A 16,626-nucleotide genomic window follows, 5' to 3' on the forward strand; every position below is an offset into this window, starting at 1 on the left:
AGGTCAGTCATCCACGCTCACCCCCAACGCTTCGAGTTTAGCTGCGAAATAATCAGCATTCTCTTCGCTCACCTGCGTCCAGTCATACGCGTGGATCGCCAGGCATCGATGCATCTCCCGCGCCAACTGTTCCAGCAGCTGGCAGCGTTGCTCAAGAGTCGGCTCCGTGCGCGGCGTCCACAACGAGCAGCAGTCGGCGAACGTCGTGCCGTCATCGTCTGGCTCATCGTTTTCGTCGAGCATTACGTGGCCGAACCGATTGCACCTAGGTGCCATGTACAGCTCTTCGCATGTGCCGCACGTCCTGTGCTGCTTGCTCTGCCGCGTGCTGCAATCGCTCATGATTCCCTCCTCTCCATGCTGTTCATCGGACAGAACCCCATCGTCTCCGTTCCCGATGCGGCCAGCACGGCAACGGCGCAGTAAAAGCCGCTGCCGTCGTGCTCCATCAGCCATGCACATTCGGGGTCGCACTCGTCATCGGTTCTGATCTCCGCCGGCACGTTCAGCTTCCACGGACACTTCATCACGCGCCCCTCTCCATGAGGGCGGTGAGGCGTCTATGCACGTCCCACAGCTCGCCCTCGGTCTCGGGTTCCAGGCCGTCGTGGTCTTCGAGGATGCTCTGGAAGCGTTCCATGGCCTTCTCCAAGCTGTCGGGCTCGGGCCGTTCCACGCGCTGCGAGAACGTCCCAACGACGCGGTTGCCGTCATCCATGTGCATGATCCAGTTCCCCCGGCCGCGGTCGCTCACCTCCACGTTGGTGAAGGAGACGGTGCCGTAGCGCGTCTCGCTGCCCTCGCGCACTGGCTCCCCGTCGGGGAATCGGGGAACGGGGACGTACTGGCGCTCGATCTCGTCGGCCAAGGCAAGGGCCTCGTAATCGCGAAGGGAGGCGATCATCTTGTTTCCGCACTCGAAGTCGCCTATGATGTCCTTGGTGGCGTGCTCGCGCAGCCGCTCGTGCAGCAGCTTATCGCTCATCGTAGTACCCTCTCTTCCGGTTCTTCTCGATGACGAGCGATCGGAGCATCTCCAACGTCTCGTCGCTGTGGCCCTTCATGCGCAGGTAGTTCTCGGCGCTGTGGATGACGTCCATGGCCTCGAAGTCGTCCTCGTAGCAGGTGCTGCCCTGCGCGGACGCCTCCGCGAGTTCCTGCGCCTCATCGCAGACTTTCTCCGCCTGCTGGTCGCTCGACCACTCTCCCAACCTCGCCATCGCTGGGAACCTGTAGAACTCGCTCATCTCTCTACCTCATTCACGATATTCCGACCGTCTGAAAGCTCGTATATCTCGATATGCAGCTCCGGGGCCTTCTCGTGCCACAGCTCCCAGTAGAGCTGGCACACGACCACGCCGCAGGCCGCCAGCGTAAACTGCTCGAAAACCGGCTCGCCGTCGATGCATCCGCCGACGAAGATCAGCGCCCAGAGCACGGAGAACACGGCCCACACGCCGAACATGACCTTACGCAGCTCGTTATTCCTCATAGACACCTCCTAACCTCGCTCCACGAGAGCGCGCACACGACCGCCAGGGGCGCCAGCACCGCCGCCAGGGCGGCGCGGGCTAGCATGCCTCCTCCTCGCCGAACATGAAGTCGGCTATCTTGGAGATCTCCCTTGCGGCGTCGCGGAGGCCCCTCTCGGTCCAGTCGGGGTCGTGGATGGCCTCCACCCTCTCCAGCTTCTCGGCGCGCATCCTGACAACCTCGGGGCCTTGCCTCCAACCGCCGTCGCAGAAGTAGAAGGCCCGCCACTCGGCTATCTCTCTCCGCGCCTCTTTCAGCTCCCGCTCGAGGCTCGCGATGCGCCAGCCGTTGCGGTCGGGGCCGTCCTTCAGGCCCTTCTCGTAGCCCCGTTGCTCGGCCTCGCGCACCAGGCGGTTGCTCGGAGAGCAGGCGTACAGGTGGCGCACCAGGCTGGCGAAGAACCTGCGGCTCACGTCGCCCCTGCTGCCCTCGATGGAGACGGGCCTGCGCCGGCACTTCAGCGCCAGGTCACCGTCCTGTTTCCGATAGGCCTCGTACAGCCCCCAGGTCTTGGGGATCATCTCGCCCATGCCGTTGATGACCTCCCTGGGGGCTGCCAGAGAGTAGAAGTCCAGGTCGCCGAAGAACACGTCGTGCTTGTGGGGATTCTCGAGCTCGTGCTTGAGATCGGACTTGCTGACCTTGATCTCTATGCCCTCGATCAGGAAGCCGTCGGACTCCCAGCACGAGCACACCACCATGTCCAGGCGGCGGCCCGCCCACCCCGTTCTGTCCGCCACCTCCTCGGCGATCGCGTAGCGGGCGCCGTCGCCGAACCGCTTGCGCAGCAGATCGCGCATCTCCGATGTCTTGATTCCCTCGGCCATCTACCCCACCACCTTCGCGTCGCAGCCGGGGCAGCGGTCTGGCAGCGGGTCGTCCAAGCTATGCACCTCGGTGTAGAAGCACTCGTCGCACTCGACGCCATCCACAGCCTCTTCGTCGTAGAGGAGGACATGGTTCATACGGCACGTGCGCTCGGCGCGGGTGTTCCACTTCTCAACGGCCTTCTCTTCTCCGGCGGCGAACCCTCCGGACGCGCCGCAGCCGCCATTGTGAACGTCGCACACCACGCACGAGAAAAGCTCGCACGAGCATTCGTCGAAGTTTGCACATGACTCAAGCTCAACGCAGTTCGACATCCCTGGTGCCGTCGCGCTCCCGCAATGCGGGCACGGCTTCAGCTCATCATTCATCAGTTACCACCTCCTCTCGTCAAGCCACTCGCCTGCCTCGCACCGAAGGCGGCCGACGTAGTACGCGCCGCCGCGCCTCGGGAACTGGGGGCCGACCCGCTCGGGCATGGCCCCCACCGTGCAGCCGCCGCGCTCGGCGGCATGGACGCAGTTGCGGCGGCAGAAGTTGCGGCGCGACTGCGCCATCGCCTCGATCATCGCCCATCCTCCTCAACGCGCCGGCTCGGAGAGAACGGGCATACGTCGTAGACGCAGCTCGCGCACGGGTCGCACTCGGCGCACGGCCAGCAGAGCCGGCACGGCTTGACCTCCTTGTCGTAGTGGCAGTAGGCCATATCGGTTCCGCTGCCGCACTGGTTTCCTTTCCCGCTCATCGCTCCTCCTTTCGCTCTCCCAAAACCGCCACCATGGACGGAAACGGAGCGTTCCAGTCGCTGCCGCCGAATCTGAGCCGGCCCCTCACGAACCGAAGCTCGGCTTTCCCGTACAGGTGGTCGTGGAACCACCTCGTGTCCGTTCTCGCCGGGACGAGCAACACGACGGTGGTACCGGGCTTGCGGGCCTCCGCAGCCGCCTTGGCGACCCATCGGCCGATCTGTCGGCCGTAGGGAGGGTTGCACCAGACGGTTCGCCCTCCCCAGTCGCTGGACAGCCCGTCGGCCTCCTCGTCGAAGAACTCGCGGCACTTGGCGTTCTCCGCGCTGGCGGCCGCATCGAGATCGAAGCCGAACTCATCGTTGAGAGCGTCGAAGAAGTCCTGCGGCGTCTCCCAGTCGTGGCGCTCCGACGAGTAGGCCACGCCCCCGCTTCCGCACATCCCGCTCATCGCTCCTCCTCTATCCACTCGTCCACGGTCTTGCACGGGATGCCGCACGCCTCGGCCACGGCCTTCTCTAGGCGCGCGCCCTCGGACTGCTCCCAGCCTTCGAGGAGGGCCACGCCGTCGTACCGTTTGGCCATCCCTCCGCGCGGGTACGAGTAGCCCCTGGTTGTGATCAAGTTGATCGATTCGGTCATCGCGTCCTCGTGCGCGGTGCCGGCTTTGATGGTGTCGTGGGGGATGTCCACGATGTACTCGCGCCGCAGCCTGTCGCGCGCCGCCTGGAACGCCGCATGGTTGTCGTTCTCGATGCCCGTTACGGGGCCGATGATGTAGAGCCTGGCCATGGCTACTCGCCTCCTTTGCGGGCGTCAAGCTCGCGCTGGCGACGCAGCAGGTCGAGTAGCTGGGCCTGCTGGCAGTTGCGGGCATCGAACCGACCCCGGGGTGTTTTGCCGTCGGTTTCCGCGGGGCAGCATTCGCAGCTCGCGTCTCTGCATCCCCAGTACTCGAGGGTGGACTTCTGAGCATCCTCGTCGATGCGCTCCTGGGAGTCGGGCGGGGTGTGCGTGAGCCATGAGGCGGGGCACCAGGCGCCCTCCTCCATCAGATCGACGCGGTTCGGGTAAAAGCGGCTGGGCAGCGCCTTAACCGTCAGGCGGTCGTTCGCGCCGATGCCGCACAGGGCGTATGGGCCGGCCTCTGCCATGGTGTCCGAATCTCCCGCGTGTCTCGCCCCCTCGTCGGTCATCCACACTGTTTCGCCCTCGCGCATGGGCAGGCCGTCGGCGGCGAGGACGGGCGGGGTGTGGGTGTGGTCGATCGCCGCCCTCCACTCGTTGTCGTCGCCCCACAGCACCAAGGTTTCGCTCATATCGTCCCCGGGGCACATGGGCGCGATGCGGGCGATCTCGAAGCCCTTGCCGGTGTCCACCCGGTACACCGTCTCGCCGACCTTCGCCGGCAGACCGTCGGCAAGCAGCACCTCGGGGGAGGGGCGCTTGACGTGCTCGCCGCACACGGAAGCGCCGTCGTTCTTTCCCGCCCATCTGTAGTACACGTAACTGCCATCTTCCGTGAATCTAAACGACGTTACCCGGCTCGTCTGCCATGAGTTGTGCGTCTTCACCTCGTCGCCGAACTGCACCGGCTCGCCGTCATCGTAGCGCGGGCGAGGGATGAAGCAGCGTTCAATCCATCGATCGAATCGCTCGCCTTCGTGGCGGCTGGTGTAGCCGTGCATTTCGATACACGACTCGACGAGTTCCGCAAGGTGATTACTGCGGGCAGCCTCGATCTCGGCGTCGATCTTGTCGGCGAGTGCCAGGATGTTGCGCCTATCCCTGTCGAAGCCGGTCTCTTCGTAAGCCATGCCGCTGAGAGCCGACACCAGTTTATGGACGGCAATGTGGTTCCCGTGCTCGTCATCCTCTCCGTTCGCGGCCCACCGCAGCAGCTCGCCGGCGGTCATGTCCTTGGGGTCTTTACCAGTCATTCTCGTATCCTTCCTCCCGCAGCATGTCGATGCGGGGGTCGTCGTATTCGTCGTCCCATTCGGGGTCTTCGTCCGGCTCGTTCCACGGGGCGCGGGGGTCTCCCGCCCATGTGTTGTCGGGGTAGTTGCTCACAGGCGCCTCCATCCGTCCATGCCCAGGGCCGTCAGGTAGTCGCGCGGCTCGTCCAGCAGCAGGTACTCCCAGTGGCCGCCCTCCCAGGGGCAGGGGAGGCCGCCCAGCGGCTCCTCCAGGCCGCGCACCTCGGCCCAGCGGAAGTGCAGCCGGTTGTGGTGCGCCAGGCCGTGGCAGTAAGGCCTCCCGTCGGCATCGAGCAGGTTGCTGCCGAAGCCGCACAGCGTGATCGTGGGCTTGGGCACCTCCCTGCCGTTGGCGTCGAACAGCCTGCCCGCGCCCCGCCTCACGACGTGGTGTTGCTCGAGCGGGGAGGTGCGCCCGCAGACGGGGCAGCGGGGGAGCCTGACGCTCGGCCTCCCCATCATCGGCCGGTACATCTCCGGCAGCGTGTCCTTGGTCAGCACGACTTCCTCCAATCCTCGCCGCCCATCTCGACGGCCTCGGTCATCTCCTTGAGGCGCGACGCTATGGCCACGCCGGCCCCGCCCTGGCTCACCCGCGCCGCCACGTTGCCGCGCGGGAAGTTGCTCGTGACGAGCACTGGGCGCGGGTGAGCTAGCGTCTGGGAGTTGTACCTGTCGTTGAACAGGTCGAACAGCTTCTCGGCCGCCCTGGGGGTCGCGGCCCCCTCCTTGCCCAGGTCGTCCACCACCAGCAGGTCGCACGCTGCCAGCGATTCCAGCAGCCCTCGCTGGTCCTGCCCGAACTCGCGCAGCTCGTCCAGCAGCTTCGTGGCCACCGCGAAGCGCACGCCCATGCCGTTGCGCAGGCAGATGAGCGCCGCGGCGCACGCCAGGGTGGTCTTGCCCGTCCCGTTGGGGCCGTGCAGGTACAGCCCGTCGCCGGCGGCGATGCGCTCGGCGAGCCTCGGCGCCCAGGGGTGGGACGCCCCGCGGTAGCGCGGCGGGATGCCGCTCGCCTCCAGCCTCCGCTCCCAGGACGCGGCTCGGGCGGCGTTGTCGGCCCGCTCGCGCTCGGCCTCCCACTCGGCCCTGGCCGCTGCGGCGCCGTCGCAGCCGCACGGCTCCCATCCGGCGAACACCTCCCGGCCGCAGAGCCTCGCCGCGAGGGGCGCGAGGGGCCGCCCGCAGTGGGGGCAGGGCATCGGCTCAGTCGTACTCGGCATAGCGCCCCACCTCCTCCCGGTGGGCTAGGAGCTGGCCCATGTACTGCTCGAAGTGGTCGGGCGAGAACAGCGTGTTCGGGGTGAGGTTCCGCGAGAACCTGGTGCCCTTGGCGGCGTCCTCGGCCCGCCACTCGTCCCGCTTGAACTCGATCATGCCCCGCACCTGGGCGGCATCGAAGCGTCCGGAGCACCGCTCGAGCTCGCGGCGGCACCTCGCCGGCATCGTCGTGTACGCCTGGCCCGTGGCCTCGGCCAGGGCGGCGAGGCAGAGGGATGGGAAGTCCCCCGCCGGCGCCGCGTCGAAATCGGCGGGGGGACTATAGGGGGGTATCCCTATATCTTCCTTTACTTCTTCCTTTGCTGGCGTTTGGCTGTCCCTTTGGCTAGCGTCTGGCTCTGCTTCGGCTGGCGTTTGGCTAGCGTCTGGCTCGGGAGCAGATTCACCACCTCCCCTGGGGTTTCTCGCATTCTCCCGCTGCTTACGGGAGTTCTCCAGCGAGTAGCGGATTCCCTCGAAGCCGACCTCGGCCGCCTCGGTCTTGAACTCCGGCTCGACGCCCTTGTAGTAGAACTCCACGACGGCGCAGTAGAACTCCTGCCGCGCCCTCTTCGAGCGCATCTTGTCGCCCGTCCTGAAGTACCCGTCCAGAAAGTTCACGGCCGCCTCCTAGAACGGGATGTCGTCTTCGGCGAGGGGCAGCTCCTCCGCGATCTCGTACTCGGGTGCGGCAGCCCCCAGGGCGTCCACGATGGCCACGGCGGAGGCGACGTCTGCCGCGTCGTACTCCTCGGGTGGCTTGGAGATGGTCTCCCGCACCTTGGCCATGGCGTCCTTCACGGGGATGCCGCGCTCGTCGCGGGCGCGGATGAGGGCGAGCTTGTACTCGTCGATGGGGCGGGGCCGCGGCGGCGCGGCTGGTGCCTGCGGCTTGGGCTGCTGGGCCTGGAAGGCCTGGGGCATGTCCTCGATGTCCTGCGTGAAGATGTCCGAGGCCGCCGTGGTCGACTTCACCGCGTCAACGTTCGCGCGCTTCTTGGCGATCTTGAGCACCGTGTTCCAGGTGTCCGCGATGTCGGGGTTCTCCTCTTTCACCTTGCTCCCGTTGACCCACTTGCTGCGGTAGCGGTACTTGCTCTCCATGGTCGAGCAGGTGCCCACGCCCTCGCCCATGACCTCGCCGGTGTCCCGGCTCGTGAGGGTGCACTTCACCTCGTACTCGCGGTGGCCGCCGGCCATGTCGTACCGCTTCACCTCGTAGGTCGGCACCAGGTGGAACATGAAGGAGATCTTCTCGGCCCCCGGCTGCAGCAGCGTCGGCTTCTTCCCGCATCCGGGGACGGTGCCGTAGTGCTCCCCGGGCTTCAGCACCTCCTTCATGAGGTACTGGATCTGGTTGACCTGCTGGCGCACTTCAAGGGCGCCCTGCTGCTCGGCCCTGACGATCTCGCTACTCACCGTCTCCCCCTTCCAGCAGCGCGGCGATGCCGCCGGTGCCGAGCTTTGCCGTGAGCGCCGGCAGCACCTTCTCGGGCGCGCAGCCGCGCACCGAGGCCCCCTTGGCGCGGGAGGGCGTCCACTCCAGCCAGTCGATCAGCTCGGCGCTCTGGGCCTCCACCACGGCGTCTCCCACGCGGCTGAACCGCTTCTGCCAGTCCTTCACGAGGACGGAGGGCACCTTCGACCAGTCCACCAGCCCCATCTCGATGGCGGCCTCCAGGGCCTCGCGCTCGTGCCCCGGCTTGACGGCGGGCGCGGCCTTGGTGAAGCTCATGCCCACCTCGCCGACCTTCTCCCCGCCGACCATGATGGCGCGGCGGTCGGTGCCGTCCTCGGCGAAGCGGTCCATGAGGCCGTCCTGGGCCTCCGCCTTGGCCTCGTCCAGCCGGGGCTTGACGGCCTTGGCCATGGCGTTGAGGAGCGCCAGGCGCTCGTCTGCGGTGAGGCTACTCATCTCCGTCCTCCTTCCCCAGCGCGTCGGCGCACATCCGGTACAGGCGCTGCTCGGCCTCGGGCGGCTCGTAGCCCTTGAGCTCCAGCGCATCGGTCAGCTTGACGAACATCTGGCACGCCTCCGGGTCGAGGTTGTGTAGGTCTCCCACCCACGGCGCGCACTCGGTGAGGGCGCAGTAGGCCGCCACCGTCACCTCGGGGCCGGTGGGGATGTCGGCTCCGTAGGCCTCGGCGAAGTCGATCACGTCGTCGGCGTAGACGGCAAGCTCGCTCCCCTTAGGCAACAGCCCCACGAGGTACCCCGGCTCGATCCCGGCGAGGTTCCCCGCCAGCCACTCCCCGCGGCTCTCGCGCGTCTCCCGCAACTGCGCGCGGGCCGCGTCGAGCTCGGCCTTGGCGCGCTCGACGGCCGGATCGGCCTCCGGTTCGGGGGCGTAGACGTAGCCGTAGGTATCCCACTGCATGTAGGCGACGCTGCCCTCCGGCCACTCGCGGCGCTTGACCTCATCCGCCGTGCTGACAGAGGAGACGTATCGCAGGCCCGACATGTCTGTGTCCGAGTCCGCCACAGGGATCCCGGCCCACGCCAGGGCCTCCAGGAGGGCGGCCTTCCTCTCCTCGGCATCGCGCTTGGCGCGCATCTGGGAGAGCGCCCCGCGCCACGTGGACGCGCTGGCCGCGGTCAGGGCCCCCACCAGCTCGGCGTCGCCGGCCTCCTCGGCCTCGCCCACGGCCTCGTACCACTCCAGCGGCATCTGGTCCACGGCCTCGCCGGCGTGCGGGGCTCCCCTGCGGATGCGCCCGACGCGGGCCTTCTCGAGGCCGGTGACCTCGCTCACGTACTGGTCGTCGCCGAACAGCAGCAGCTGGCGGGTGAACTCGGCCAGCTCGCCGTCCTCGTAGGTCTTCTTGACGTTGGTGCGCACCGCCGTCTCCAGCAGCTTCTTCTCGATGGCCTCCTCCACGGTGTCGTCCAGCACCACGGCGCGGAAGAACTTCAGGCCCAGGTGGCGCATGGCCTCAACGCGTGAGTTGCCGGCGGCGATGTAGTAGATGCCGCCGTCCTGCACGAGGACGGGCATCTCGTCGGGCTGGAGGGTGGACTTGTCGAAGGACTCGGCCAGGCGGGCCACGTAGTCGCGGTTGGCCTTCAGGGCGTAGTCCCGCCGGGCGAAGTCGTTGCCGTGCTCGTCCTTGAGCGGGAACACGTCCTCGATGGGCACCTTCTCGTTGATGTGCATTCTCTCTCCTATCTGATCTGGTTAAACTGGAAACTACGAACTCATTTCAGCTTTTTGGCGATGCGCTCCTTGCGCTTCTGCGCCGCCTTGACCTGGCGGCGCAGGTTGCGGGCCAGCCAGTCCTCGATGGCGATCTCGCGGGCCTCCTCGGCCCTGGCCCGCTCGTAGGCCGTGAGGCCCGAGAGCGGCGGGGGAGAGGGCATGGGGTCCCACGCGCTCTCCGTCTCGGCCTCGGTCTCGCCGTAGACGGCCCTATCCCCGGGCGGCAGCTGGGCGAGCAGGTCGGATATGCGGTGGTGCACCTTCGCCAGCTGGCGCCGGCGGCGGCACGGCTCGCAGATGCCCTCCGACCCCATGCGGCTGCGCAGCGCCCCGCAGGCGGGGCACGTGGACAGCCGGCTGCGGAAGCACCGCAGGGTGATGTCCTCGCCGGACTTCCTCATGAGGTACACCTGGCTCTCGACGGCCCGCGCGCCGCGCTTGAGGACGCGGGACAGCTCGCGGCGGGGCAGCCTCCCGGCGTTCTCCCGCAGGTACCGCAGGTCGGCCACCGTCCACTCGCGCTGCTTCGCTCCCTTCCTCGTCATGCCCCGTCGTCCACCTCCACGATGATCCTGGGATTCCTCCCGTCGTACAGAAAGCGATCCTCGAAGCCGGCGACGTACTGCGGGGTGTCGTTTCCGATCACGCCCGCGGCCACCAGGCCGTCCAGGACGAACTTCTTGGCGAACGCCACGTTGTCGATGTCGCGGCGCCTGTTGCGCTCGACCCATGTGAAGCGCACGGTGACGGGGCGGGTGAAGCGCGGCATCCGCGCGGTCCTGGCGGCCCACGCGGCGGCGTCCGTGCACTCCCGCTTCATGGCGTTGGCGGCGTACAGGCTGCCGCGCTCTGCCCTGATGTAGTCGTTGAGGGACGGCATGCGGCCCTCGATGGTCATGGACGCCCTCATGCCGCCCGCCCCCTCTGCCTCGCCGCGGCCTCCCACGTGGGGGCGCGGAAGAACGTGTTGGCGGCCACGTCGCGGTGCCACATGGCCTCGAAGTCGATGCCCTCGTCCAGTTCCGGGGTGAGGCGCGGGAAGATCACGTCGGCGAGCGCGGGGCGGAACATCAGCAGGTAGCGCGAGAGCACCGACCACAGGTTGTTGTCCATGCGGAACTCCCGGCACAGGCTCATCTCCATGCCCTGCTGCGAGGCCAGCACGAACAGGTCCCCCCGGCGGATGCGGGGCCAGCCCGACCGCGCGGCCTCCTCGCAGAGGCCCACCAGCCGCAGCCACTTGCGCGGGTAGTCCCCGGCGATCCAGGCCAGGGCGTGCTCCACGCGCCGCTCGGGCGCCATGGGCGCGCCGTCGTAGAGGGCCGTCTCGATCCCGTCAGCGTTGCGCATGGGCCGCCCCCGATGCTCCCAGGCCCACGCTGTAGGCCGTGTCCCACAGGGCGATGGAGTAGCCCCACACCGCAAGGACCAGCGCCAGGCACGCGAGGAACGGCGCGGCCGCGCGGGCCAGGGCCTTGATGCGAAGTCCCGCGATGCGGTACACTTCCGGCGTCGCGTAAGGGCGACGATGCACCTTCCGGCGCGGCTGACGTTGGTAGCGGCGCCGCGCCGGCATCTCGATCTTCCTCATACGCACTCCCTCCTCTCCAGGTAGGCCGGCAGCGCCGCCACGCGCACCAGCCGCTTCCTCCCGCACTGCATCTGCGGCAGCGGGTCGCGCTGGTCGTGCGCCCACTCCCGCATCTTGTCCCGCGACACCCCGGCGATCTCGGCCGCCCTGTCGATGGTGGCGTACAGGGGCAGCTCGGCCGGCACGGGCCACTCGGCGATCATGGCTCCCTCCACTCGACGCGGGCCCCGCCCCCGTACACGCGGACGTAGAACCCGTGGTCGGTCAGCGCGTCTATGACGCGGCTGCCGCAGCTCGTGACCGTCACGGTCTGGCGCTCGGCCCCGACGTGCCCCACGAGCACGTCGCATGGGCGCGGCCGCTCGCCCTCGGGCGGCTCCTCCCGCTGGGCCTCGGCCATGACCTCCATGGCCTCGGTGACTTTCTCAGGTGACATCTCTTCTCCTATCTGATCTGGTGAAACTGGAAACTACGAACTCGTTTGGGAAATTGGCGCCCCCGCCGGGACTCGAACCCGGACGCCCGGCTTAGGAGGCCGGCGCTCTGTCCGTTGAGCTACGGGGGCGGCTGGCCTACAGCGACAGCTGCCTGTAGATGTCGGCCATCATGGCCGGCAGCGAGTCCATGGCCACGCAGGCGCGGCGATGGCCGCAGGCCACGTACTCGCGGTCGCCCTCGCGCACATACTCCATGGGCGTCTCGCGCAGGTAGTCGTAGCGTTCGGCCCCGCATTCGACCAGGGCGTCGTTCAGGCGGCGCACGAACAGCGCCTTGTCCTCCACGGGGAATCCGGTCTCGGGCATATCTCGGTCACCTCCTTTCTAGCTGAAGAGAGCCGATGGCCGCTGGTGTCTGAGAGCCGAGCATCTTGGAGACGGCGCGTCCTTGCGCTATCCTCTTGGCGTTCCCATTGCGGAGCCAAAGTGAACACTTTCGACGGAAAGGAGGCCTTGCTTTGGCGGATGTTTTGAGGACGCGGTCCCTGCGCAGGTGGTGCGCCGCACGGGTGGCTCCGTAAGAGGCACGGCTGTCTGCCGGCGCGCAACCGCCGGCACTGCGCTAGCAGGGCAAGAGGCCAGGGCGGGCGGCTTCGGCGCGTTGCGGCGCTGCGGCCGCCCGTTTCGGTGCCCGTCTCCAAGATGCTCGGTTCTCAAGGTGCCGGGGCCGCTAGGCGATGGTCTTGCGCTCGTCGCGCCTCGTCGCTCCCCGCTGCTCGTCGGTCGCCTTGGCCGCCGGCTGCTCGGTGCTGAACAGCTCTTCGATCTGGAGCAGCAGCGCGTGTGCCAGGACAAGGCCGATGTTGTTCGGCTCCCTCCTTCGCGCCTCGCGCACGAATTCGCCGAGGTCGTCCAAGTCGGCGAGGTTGAAGCGTCTACCGTCGGGATGATCGAGCGAGATCAGGATCGGTTCTTCTTCCATGGGCCTTCTTTCTGGTAGAGACTTGCCGGCGCTTCTGCTACGCCGCCTCCGGCGCGTTCCTGGGGCCGGATGCGTGCTCGTGCACCATGTCCGCGTAGGCGGCCAGCTGCTCCTCGTAGGTCGGCTTGTCGCCGTCGGATTGCAATAGGTACTCCATCTTGACTGTCGGCAGGAACTTTTCGTGGATAGCCTTCGCCTCGTCAATGGTCATGGACACCTTCTCGCTTAACTTCAACCCGAAGTTGTTCTCGCTCATACCCAGGTAGGCAGCCACCTCACGCTGCGTGAAGCCGAATCGCTTCAACTCTGCCCTCATGTTTGACAGGCTCATTTCTCACCTCCTTACCAAAATTAGTAAGCATCCTATACCAGCTTTGGTAATCTTGCAATAGAATATTGACTACTTTTTTTCAAATCTAGTAATATCGACCACGAAGATTGAGAATAGGAGGTGAATGATGGCCGTTCTTGAAGAGGAACTCCGAGAATTGATAAGAACAAACTTTGGGAGCGTTCCGAAGTTTGCGGAAGCGATCGAAGAGCCGTCAACGTCCATCTATGGCGCATTAAGCCGTGGTATGAAAAACACTCGCACGGAACTAACCGATAAGATTTACCGAGGGCTTGGTGTAGATATGAACTCGGTAAGCCTGTCTGGGTTTAAGGGGTTGAAGCTTTTAAGTCCAACTAGCTGCGACTTTGTTGACGTGCCCCTCTACGGCTCCATCGCCGCCGGCACTCCCATCGAGATGATCGAGGTGGATGGCACCCATCCCGTCCCCTCAAAGGTGTGCGACAGGTACCCCAACGCCTTTCTGCTGAAGGTCGAGGGGGACTCTATGAACCGCGTGCTGCCCGACGGGTGCTACGCGCTCGTCGACCCCTGCGAGACGGTGGAGGACAACGGCAAGCCCTACGCGGTGTGCGTGAACGGCTACGACGCCACAATAAAGCGGGTGCGAAAGCTCAACAACGGCTTCGAGCTGGTGCCGGACTCCACCGACCCCACCTACACCCCGAAGACGTACAACTACAACGAGCCGGGCACTGAGACCGTCACCGTTATAGGCGAGGTCGTGTACTACGTGCTGCCGTTCGATTGGGGGTTCTGATGGACGGCAACTTCAGCCCCTCGGCCTCGGGAGAGGCCAACATCTTCAAGAACGAGAAACACTACCACTCGGCGGAGGGCGGAGAGACCCCGAAAGGGATCATAAGGCGCATTAGGGAGGCCATCGACCCTTCCGGCGCGGCGTCGGTCTACGTGGATGCGGCGCAGACGGTCTCGCGGGGACTGGTAGGCATCGCCGAGGATCTGAAGAAGGCAGGGACTCCTGCGGCCTACGCGCCGGCGCAGGCCTACGAGATATACAGAGGGGCGCAGAAGCTCACAAATGTTGGGAAGGCCTTCGACTACGCGGAGGCCGAGCTTGGGAACAAAACGTCCCTCACGGAGCCCGGAAGCGGCTTCGTGAACAACTTCGTTTCCTCTGTCGAGAACGTGAGCGACGAGGAAATCCTGGCTCTTTTCGGGAAGATACTCGCCGGCGAGCTGGAGCGTCCCGGCTCGATCTCGAAGAAAACGATGAGCATCCTTGATGACATGTCTAGGAGGGAGGCTGCGGCCTTCCAGAAGCTGTGCGAGCGCGCTATCGAGGCGCGGGTCTCGGACGACGAGACGAGGCTGGTGTCGTTCGTGTGGTCGAACGAGATGGATGACATCGCCATCCCGCGCGAGGAGGAAGAGGCCCTGGACACCTTGGGGCTGACGAGGATGCACTTCGGCGGCTACGTCTACGGCGAGCTTCCGTTCCAGCAGGACGGTACTTTGGAGTTCTCCATGGGCGGCAGGCGCTACCTCGTGTGTAAAGGGGAGGGGTCGCTGCACATCAGCTATCCCGAGTTCACGGTGTACGGGCGTGAGCTGGCGATGGTCTGTGGCATCGGCTGCGATCCCGAGTTTCAGAGGGCCCTGCTAGACTGGTTCGAGTACTGGGGCGCAACTGTCGAGGAAATGGAGTAGCCGGGCGTGATCGTGTGGTACCAGCCGGCGAGGGAGATGGAGTAGGGAGGTCAGACGAGAGCGATGAGCCTGGGGGCGACAAGCGCGAGCATGGCGGCTCCCGCCGCGAAGAGCGTGACGGCCGACAGCAGCAGAAGCTTATCCATCGCGCTTTTCCTCCGACAGCACGAGAAAAGCCCTGCCGTCGAACACCGCCTCGGCATCGGATGACGGCAGGTAGGTGACCACCGGCACGACCCCCGCCAGCTCGCCGCGCTCGCACAGGTCGTTCATGTCGGGGTCGCACGGCAGGCGCCAGTCGATGCCCAGGGCCACTGCCTGGTCGTAGATGTGGCCCACCACGCGGTGGCGGGGAGTTGTGTTTCCTGCGCTCGTCATGGGTGCATAGTAGAAGGGATGTCGCATGGAGTTCGAGCCGTTGGACGAGGATCTTGAGGAGTACCTTCGCTCCATCTTGGACGGGGCGGACGCGAGCGGCGCTGCCATGGTCGATGTCTTCGACGTTCCCGAGTACTGGGAGTTGAAGCGCCAGGGCTATTTCGCGGACGCCAGCGAGTATATGGACTGCTCCGCATCGGTGCGCCTGTCCTACGGGGCGCTCAGGTACTTCGAGCGCAAGGAGAAATGGGAGGCCTCCCGCATCGCCGCGGCGGCGGGGGATGCCGGCAAGTCGCTCGGCGAGAAGATCGTGGACAAGGCGGTTGACGCCGCCGTGACGTTCGCGGCGCGATCGGCCGGGATGTAGCGGCAACGAAATATGTAGACAAGGCGAGCCCCGCTGAATCTTGGCGGATGGCGCGGGGCTCGGAAAAGTACCGACCGAATTAACGGAAGGCGGGTGCAATTGTACCATGTCCGTGAGGAAGCTGGACAGCGGCCTCTGGGTGGCCGACGTCACCATGGGCCGGCGCCTCGACGGCTCGCGCGACAGGCGCACCAGGCAGTGCCGCACCAAGGCCGAGGCCGAGCGGGCGGAGCGCGCGTGGCTCGTGGAGAAGGAGCGGGCCCGCGGCAAGTCTTACGGCCGCATAACCCTGGCGGAGTTCGTCGAGGACTTCTTCTGGCCGCAGAAGACGCGCCTGAAGGGATCCACGGTGAAGGGCTACAAGCGCGACCTCGGCCTCCGCATACTGCCGGCGCTCGGCGGCATGGCCATGGAGGACATAGGGCGGCTGCAGATACAGCGCATGCTCATGTCGTGCCCCACGAGGAAGACCGCCACAAACGCCCGGGAGACGCTGTCCTCGGTCATGTCCCTGGCCGTGGAGATGGGCGTCATCCCCGTCAACCCCGCCGGGTTCCGCTACGAGTACCCCGCCGCCTCCCATCGCGACCCCGAGGCCCTGGGCGCGTGGCTCACCAGCTTCGAGAAGATAGGCCGCGTGGTGGACTGGGTGCGCCGGGACTGGGCGGGCACGCCCGAGGAGCGCATGGTGGTGCTCGGGCTGTTGTTCGGGCTGCGCAAGGGCGAGGTGCTGGGCCTGGACGCCGCCGATATCGACGTCGCCGGCCGCAGGATAGGCATCCGCCGTGCGTACACCGAGGGCGAACACGGGCCGGAGCTGGGGCCGCCGAAGACCCCCAAGGCGGTGCGCGACGTGCCCATGATGCGCAGGGCGCGGGAGATCGTGGAGGAGTGGGAGCTTCCCGACGGCCCCGTGGTGCGGGGCCTGGACGGAGGGCGCATGAACCCGTCCACCGCCCGGGGGAGGCTCCAGAAGGTGTTCAACGAGGGCGCGAGGTTCGACGACGGGACGCCTGTGCCGCGCATGACGCAGTTCTCCATGCGCCACAGCTTCGGCACGAGCTGCATCACCGCCGGCATCGAGGTGTCCAAGCTGTCGCGGTGGATGGGGCACGTGGACGTGACTACGACGCTCAACCGCTACGTGAAGCACCGGATAGCCGACCTCTACGAGGACGCCGACATCATCGATGCGGCGCTCGGCTAGGCCGTGGAGGGCTTGTGAAGTTGGCAGACATGGCAGACTGAAACGGAGTTTCCCCAGTTGGGAAGCTAGTTGAAGGTGGGTTCAAATCCCTCCGCGACCAC

The 16,626-nt window shown here is 66.4% G+C and carries 33 protein-coding genes and 1 tRNA gene; 4 read left to right on the forward strand and 30 right to left on the reverse strand.

Annotated elements, in window-relative coordinates; all coding sequences use genetic code 11:
- Positions 1-3: 3 nt before the first annotated feature.
- From AAK988_RS02815 to AAK988_RS02955, 29 genes are all read right to left on the reverse strand, one after another.
- Positions 4-342: a hypothetical protein gene (locus AAK988_RS02815; protein ID WP_369880378.1), complete on the reverse strand. Its 339-nt coding sequence runs from the start codon at positions 340-342 to the stop codon at positions 4-6.
- On the reverse strand, positions 339-527 hold the full coding sequence (locus AAK988_RS02820) for a hypothetical protein (RefSeq protein ID WP_369880380.1): 189 nt from the start codon (positions 525-527) through the stop codon (positions 339-341). Before AAK988_RS02820 ends, AAK988_RS02815 begins: the two co-directional genes overlap by 4 nt.
- The gene (locus AAK988_RS02825) at positions 527-985 is read right to left on the reverse strand and encodes a hypothetical protein (RefSeq protein ID WP_369880381.1); all 459 of its coding nucleotides are present in this window, start codon (positions 983-985) and stop codon (positions 527-529) included. Before AAK988_RS02825 ends, AAK988_RS02820 begins: the two co-directional genes overlap by 1 nt.
- Complete coding sequence (locus AAK988_RS02830) at positions 975-1,247, reverse strand: hypothetical protein (RefSeq protein WP_160324643.1); 273 nt, start codon at positions 1,245-1,247, stop codon at positions 975-977. The genes AAK988_RS02825 and AAK988_RS02830 overlap by 11 nt, the downstream gene beginning before the upstream one ends.
- The gene (locus tag AAK988_RS02835) at positions 1,244-1,492 is read right to left on the reverse strand and encodes a hypothetical protein (protein ID WP_160324644.1); all 249 of its coding nucleotides are present in this window, start codon (positions 1,490-1,492) and stop codon (positions 1,244-1,246) included. Before AAK988_RS02835 ends, AAK988_RS02830 begins: the two co-directional genes overlap by 4 nt.
- A 79-nt stretch (positions 1,493-1,571) precedes the next feature.
- Positions 1,572-2,360 (reverse strand): hypothetical protein, encoded by a 789-nt coding sequence (locus AAK988_RS02840; protein WP_160324645.1) that lies wholly within the window; start codon positions 2,358-2,360, stop codon positions 1,572-1,574.
- Positions 2,361-2,675, reverse strand: a complete 315-nt coding sequence (locus AAK988_RS02845) for a hypothetical protein (protein ID WP_236650654.1) — start codon at positions 2,673-2,675, stop codon at positions 2,361-2,363.
- Positions 2,676-2,732: 57 nt separating this feature from the next.
- The gene (locus tag AAK988_RS02850) at positions 2,733-2,927 is read right to left on the reverse strand and encodes a hypothetical protein (RefSeq protein WP_369880382.1); all 195 of its coding nucleotides are present in this window, start codon (positions 2,925-2,927) and stop codon (positions 2,733-2,735) included.
- The gene (locus AAK988_RS02855; RefSeq protein WP_369880383.1) at positions 2,924-3,103 is read right to left on the reverse strand and encodes a hypothetical protein; all 180 of its coding nucleotides are present in this window, start codon (positions 3,101-3,103) and stop codon (positions 2,924-2,926) included. Before AAK988_RS02855 ends, AAK988_RS02850 begins: the two co-directional genes overlap by 4 nt.
- Entirely contained in the window at positions 3,100-3,555 is a 456-nt protein-coding gene (locus AAK988_RS02860) for a phage N-6-adenine-methyltransferase (RefSeq protein ID WP_369880384.1), read from the reverse strand. Before AAK988_RS02860 ends, AAK988_RS02855 begins: the two co-directional genes overlap by 4 nt.
- Positions 3,552-3,896, reverse strand: a complete 345-nt coding sequence (locus AAK988_RS02865; protein WP_369880385.1) for a DUF4406 domain-containing protein — start codon at positions 3,894-3,896, stop codon at positions 3,552-3,554. The genes AAK988_RS02860 and AAK988_RS02865 overlap by 4 nt, the downstream gene beginning before the upstream one ends.
- Positions 3,897-3,898: 2 nt before the next feature.
- Positions 3,899-5,044, reverse strand: a complete 1,146-nt coding sequence (locus AAK988_RS02870; protein WP_369880386.1) for a hypothetical protein — start codon at positions 5,042-5,044, stop codon at positions 3,899-3,901.
- Entirely contained in the window at positions 5,034-5,177 is a 144-nt protein-coding gene (locus AAK988_RS02875) for a hypothetical protein (protein WP_369880387.1), read from the reverse strand. Before AAK988_RS02875 ends, AAK988_RS02870 begins: the two co-directional genes overlap by 11 nt.
- Entirely contained in the window at positions 5,174-5,467 is a 294-nt protein-coding gene (locus AAK988_RS02880; RefSeq protein ID WP_369880388.1) for a hypothetical protein, read from the reverse strand. The genes AAK988_RS02875 and AAK988_RS02880 overlap by 4 nt, the downstream gene beginning before the upstream one ends.
- Before the next feature lie 110 nt (positions 5,468-5,577).
- Positions 5,578-6,306 (reverse strand): ATP-binding protein, encoded by a 729-nt coding sequence (locus AAK988_RS02885; protein ID WP_369880389.1) that lies wholly within the window; start codon positions 6,304-6,306, stop codon positions 5,578-5,580.
- A complete protein-coding gene (locus tag AAK988_RS02890) occupies positions 6,290-6,964 on the reverse strand; it encodes a conserved phage C-terminal domain-containing protein (RefSeq protein WP_369880390.1) in 675 nt (224 codons plus the stop codon). The genes AAK988_RS02885 and AAK988_RS02890 overlap by 17 nt, the downstream gene beginning before the upstream one ends.
- Positions 6,965-6,973: 9 nt before the next feature.
- On the reverse strand, positions 6,974-7,762 hold the full coding sequence (locus AAK988_RS02895; RefSeq protein WP_369880391.1) for a hypothetical protein: 789 nt from the start codon (positions 7,760-7,762) through the stop codon (positions 6,974-6,976).
- The gene (locus AAK988_RS02900; RefSeq protein ID WP_369880392.1) at positions 7,755-8,258 is read right to left on the reverse strand and encodes a hypothetical protein; all 504 of its coding nucleotides are present in this window, start codon (positions 8,256-8,258) and stop codon (positions 7,755-7,757) included. Before AAK988_RS02900 ends, AAK988_RS02895 begins: the two co-directional genes overlap by 8 nt.
- Positions 8,251-9,498, reverse strand: a complete 1,248-nt coding sequence (locus AAK988_RS02905; protein WP_369880393.1) for a ParB/RepB/Spo0J family partition protein — start codon at positions 9,496-9,498, stop codon at positions 8,251-8,253. Before AAK988_RS02905 ends, AAK988_RS02900 begins: the two co-directional genes overlap by 8 nt.
- Before the next feature lie 41 nt (positions 9,499-9,539).
- On the reverse strand, positions 9,540-10,085 hold the full coding sequence (locus AAK988_RS02910) for a hypothetical protein (RefSeq protein ID WP_369880394.1): 546 nt from the start codon (positions 10,083-10,085) through the stop codon (positions 9,540-9,542).
- Positions 10,082-10,450, reverse strand: coding sequence for a RusA family crossover junction endodeoxyribonuclease (locus AAK988_RS02915; protein ID WP_369880395.1), 369 nt, complete (start codon positions 10,448-10,450; stop codon positions 10,082-10,084). The genes AAK988_RS02910 and AAK988_RS02915 overlap by 4 nt, the downstream gene beginning before the upstream one ends.
- Positions 10,447-10,890, reverse strand: a complete 444-nt coding sequence (locus AAK988_RS02920) for a hypothetical protein (protein ID WP_369880396.1) — start codon at positions 10,888-10,890, stop codon at positions 10,447-10,449. Before AAK988_RS02920 ends, AAK988_RS02915 begins: the two co-directional genes overlap by 4 nt.
- Positions 10,877-11,131, reverse strand: coding sequence for a hypothetical protein (locus tag AAK988_RS02925; RefSeq protein ID WP_369880397.1), 255 nt, complete (start codon positions 11,129-11,131; stop codon positions 10,877-10,879). The genes AAK988_RS02920 and AAK988_RS02925 overlap by 14 nt, the downstream gene beginning before the upstream one ends.
- Positions 11,128-11,334: an excisionase family DNA-binding protein gene (locus AAK988_RS02930; protein WP_160324662.1), complete on the reverse strand. Its 207-nt coding sequence runs from the start codon at positions 11,332-11,334 to the stop codon at positions 11,128-11,130. The genes AAK988_RS02925 and AAK988_RS02930 overlap by 4 nt, the downstream gene beginning before the upstream one ends.
- Complete coding sequence (locus tag AAK988_RS02935) at positions 11,331-11,567, reverse strand: hypothetical protein (RefSeq protein ID WP_369880398.1); 237 nt, start codon at positions 11,565-11,567, stop codon at positions 11,331-11,333. Before AAK988_RS02935 ends, AAK988_RS02930 begins: the two co-directional genes overlap by 4 nt.
- Before the next feature lie 54 nt (positions 11,568-11,621).
- Positions 11,622-11,696 (reverse strand) — tRNA-Arg (locus AAK988_RS02940).
- Positions 11,697-11,703: 7 nt separating this feature from the next.
- A complete protein-coding gene (locus AAK988_RS02945) occupies positions 11,704-11,934 on the reverse strand; it encodes a hypothetical protein (RefSeq protein WP_369880399.1) in 231 nt (76 codons plus the stop codon).
- Between the two features lie 364 nt (positions 11,935-12,298).
- A complete protein-coding gene (locus AAK988_RS02950; RefSeq protein ID WP_369880400.1) occupies positions 12,299-12,550 on the reverse strand; it encodes a hypothetical protein in 252 nt (83 codons plus the stop codon).
- 37 nt (positions 12,551-12,587) lie between these two features.
- Positions 12,588-12,881 (reverse strand): helix-turn-helix domain-containing protein, encoded by a 294-nt coding sequence (locus AAK988_RS02955; RefSeq protein WP_369880401.1) that lies wholly within the window; start codon positions 12,879-12,881, stop codon positions 12,588-12,590.
- Between the two features lie 304 nt (positions 12,882-13,185).
- Between AAK988_RS02955 and AAK988_RS02960 the strand changes: the two genes are divergently transcribed.
- The gene (locus tag AAK988_RS02960; RefSeq protein WP_369880402.1) at positions 13,186-13,662 is read left to right on the forward strand and encodes a LexA family protein; all 477 of its coding nucleotides are present in this window, start codon (positions 13,186-13,188) and stop codon (positions 13,660-13,662) included.
- Entirely contained in the window at positions 13,662-14,573 is a 912-nt protein-coding gene (locus AAK988_RS02965; RefSeq protein WP_369880403.1) for a DUF2806 domain-containing protein, read from the forward strand. Before AAK988_RS02960 ends, AAK988_RS02965 begins: the two co-directional genes overlap by 1 nt.
- A 138-nt stretch (positions 14,574-14,711) precedes the next feature.
- Here AAK988_RS02965 and AAK988_RS02970 read toward each other — a convergent pair whose 3' ends face one another.
- Positions 14,712-14,951 (reverse strand): hypothetical protein, encoded by a 240-nt coding sequence (locus AAK988_RS02970; protein WP_369880404.1) that lies wholly within the window; start codon positions 14,949-14,951, stop codon positions 14,712-14,714.
- Between the two features lie 25 nt (positions 14,952-14,976).
- On the opposite strand from AAK988_RS02970, the gene AAK988_RS02975 reads away from it, so the two are divergent.
- Both AAK988_RS02975 and AAK988_RS02980 read left to right on the forward strand, forming a co-directional pair.
- A complete protein-coding gene (locus tag AAK988_RS02975) occupies positions 14,977-15,318 on the forward strand; it encodes a hypothetical protein (RefSeq protein WP_369880405.1) in 342 nt (113 codons plus the stop codon).
- Positions 15,319-15,424: 106 nt separating this feature from the next.
- Complete coding sequence (locus AAK988_RS02980; RefSeq protein ID WP_369880406.1) at positions 15,425-16,525, forward strand: site-specific integrase; 1,101 nt, start codon at positions 15,425-15,427, stop codon at positions 16,523-16,525.
- Positions 16,526-16,626: the final 101 nt, after the last annotated feature.

The sequence above is a fragment of the Adlercreutzia muris genome, from assembly GCF_041223505.1.
Classification (GTDB): domain Bacteria; phylum Actinomycetota; class Coriobacteriia; order Coriobacteriales; family Eggerthellaceae; genus Adlercreutzia; species Adlercreutzia muris.

Coding starts and splice junctions, on each gene's coding strand:
- AAK988_RS02935 (WP_369880398.1), bottom strand. CDS start 11,567: ATGTCACCTGAGAAAGTCACCGAGGCCATGGAGGTCATGGCCGAGGCC.
- AAK988_RS02815 (WP_369880378.1), bottom strand. CDS start 342: ATGAGCGATTGCAGCACGCGGCAGAGCAAGCAGCACAGGACGTGCGGC.
- AAK988_RS02865 (WP_369880385.1), bottom strand. CDS start 3,896: ATGGCCAGGCTCTACATCATCGGCCCCGTAACGGGCATCGAGAACGAC.
- AAK988_RS02830 (WP_160324643.1), bottom strand. CDS start 1,247: ATGAGCGAGTTCTACAGGTTCCCAGCGATGGCGAGGTTGGGAGAGTGG.
- AAK988_RS02855 (WP_369880383.1), bottom strand. CDS start 3,103: ATGAGCGGGAAAGGAAACCAGTGCGGCAGCGGAACCGATATGGCCTAC.
- AAK988_RS02920 (WP_369880396.1), bottom strand. CDS start 10,890: ATGCGCAACGCTGACGGGATCGAGACGGCCCTCTACGACGGCGCGCCC.
- AAK988_RS02870 (WP_369880386.1), bottom strand. CDS start 5,044: ATGACTGGTAAAGACCCCAAGGACATGACCGCCGGCGAGCTGCTGCGG.
- AAK988_RS02900 (WP_369880392.1), bottom strand. CDS start 8,258: ATGAGTAGCCTCACCGCAGACGAGCGCCTGGCGCTCCTCAACGCCATG.
- AAK988_RS02845 (WP_236650654.1), bottom strand. CDS start 2,675: ATGTCGAACTGCGTTGAGCTTGAGTCATGTGCAAACTTCGACGAATGC.
- AAK988_RS02955 (WP_369880401.1), bottom strand. CDS start 12,881: ATGAGCCTGTCAAACATGAGGGCAGAGTTGAAGCGATTCGGCTTCACG.
- AAK988_RS02965 (WP_369880403.1), top strand. CDS start 13,662: ATGGACGGCAACTTCAGCCCCTCGGCCTCGGGAGAGGCCAACATCTTC.
- AAK988_RS02945 (WP_369880399.1), bottom strand. CDS start 11,934: ATGCCCGAGACCGGATTCCCCGTGGAGGACAAGGCGCTGTTCGTGCGC.
- AAK988_RS02925 (WP_369880397.1), bottom strand. CDS start 11,131: ATGAGGAAGATCGAGATGCCGGCGCGGCGCCGCTACCAACGTCAGCCG.
- AAK988_RS02840 (WP_160324645.1), bottom strand. CDS start 2,360: ATGGCCGAGGGAATCAAGACATCGGAGATGCGCGATCTGCTGCGCAAG.
- AAK988_RS02930 (WP_160324662.1), bottom strand. CDS start 11,334: ATGATCGCCGAGTGGCCCGTGCCGGCCGAGCTGCCCCTGTACGCCACC.
- AAK988_RS02975 (WP_369880405.1), top strand. CDS start 14,977: ATGGAGTTCGAGCCGTTGGACGAGGATCTTGAGGAGTACCTTCGCTCC.
- AAK988_RS02950 (WP_369880400.1), bottom strand. CDS start 12,550: ATGGAAGAAGAACCGATCCTGATCTCGCTCGATCATCCCGACGGTAGA.
- AAK988_RS02905 (WP_369880393.1), bottom strand. CDS start 9,498: ATGCACATCAACGAGAAGGTGCCCATCGAGGACGTGTTCCCGCTCAAG.
- AAK988_RS02835 (WP_160324644.1), bottom strand. CDS start 1,492: ATGAGGAATAACGAGCTGCGTAAGGTCATGTTCGGCGTGTGGGCCGTG.
- AAK988_RS02820 (WP_369880380.1), bottom strand. CDS start 527: ATGAAGTGTCCGTGGAAGCTGAACGTGCCGGCGGAGATCAGAACCGAT.
- AAK988_RS02960 (WP_369880402.1), top strand. CDS start 13,186: ATGAACTCGGTAAGCCTGTCTGGGTTTAAGGGGTTGAAGCTTTTAAGT.
- AAK988_RS02970 (WP_369880404.1), bottom strand. CDS start 14,951: ATGACGAGCGCAGGAAACACAACTCCCCGCCACCGCGTGGTGGGCCAC.
- AAK988_RS02910 (WP_369880394.1), bottom strand. CDS start 10,085: ATGACGAGGAAGGGAGCGAAGCAGCGCGAGTGGACGGTGGCCGACCTG.
- AAK988_RS02860 (WP_369880384.1), bottom strand. CDS start 3,555: ATGAGCGGGATGTGCGGAAGCGGGGGCGTGGCCTACTCGTCGGAGCGC.
- AAK988_RS02825 (WP_369880381.1), bottom strand. CDS start 985: ATGAGCGATAAGCTGCTGCACGAGCGGCTGCGCGAGCACGCCACCAAG.
- AAK988_RS02885 (WP_369880389.1), bottom strand. CDS start 6,306: ATGCCGAGTACGACTGAGCCGATGCCCTGCCCCCACTGCGGGCGGCCC.
- AAK988_RS02850 (WP_369880382.1), bottom strand. CDS start 2,927: ATGATCGAGGCGATGGCGCAGTCGCGCCGCAACTTCTGCCGCCGCAAC.
- AAK988_RS02980 (WP_369880406.1), top strand. CDS start 15,425: ATGTCCGTGAGGAAGCTGGACAGCGGCCTCTGGGTGGCCGACGTCACC.
- AAK988_RS02915 (WP_369880395.1), bottom strand. CDS start 10,450: ATGAGGGCGTCCATGACCATCGAGGGCCGCATGCCGTCCCTCAACGAC.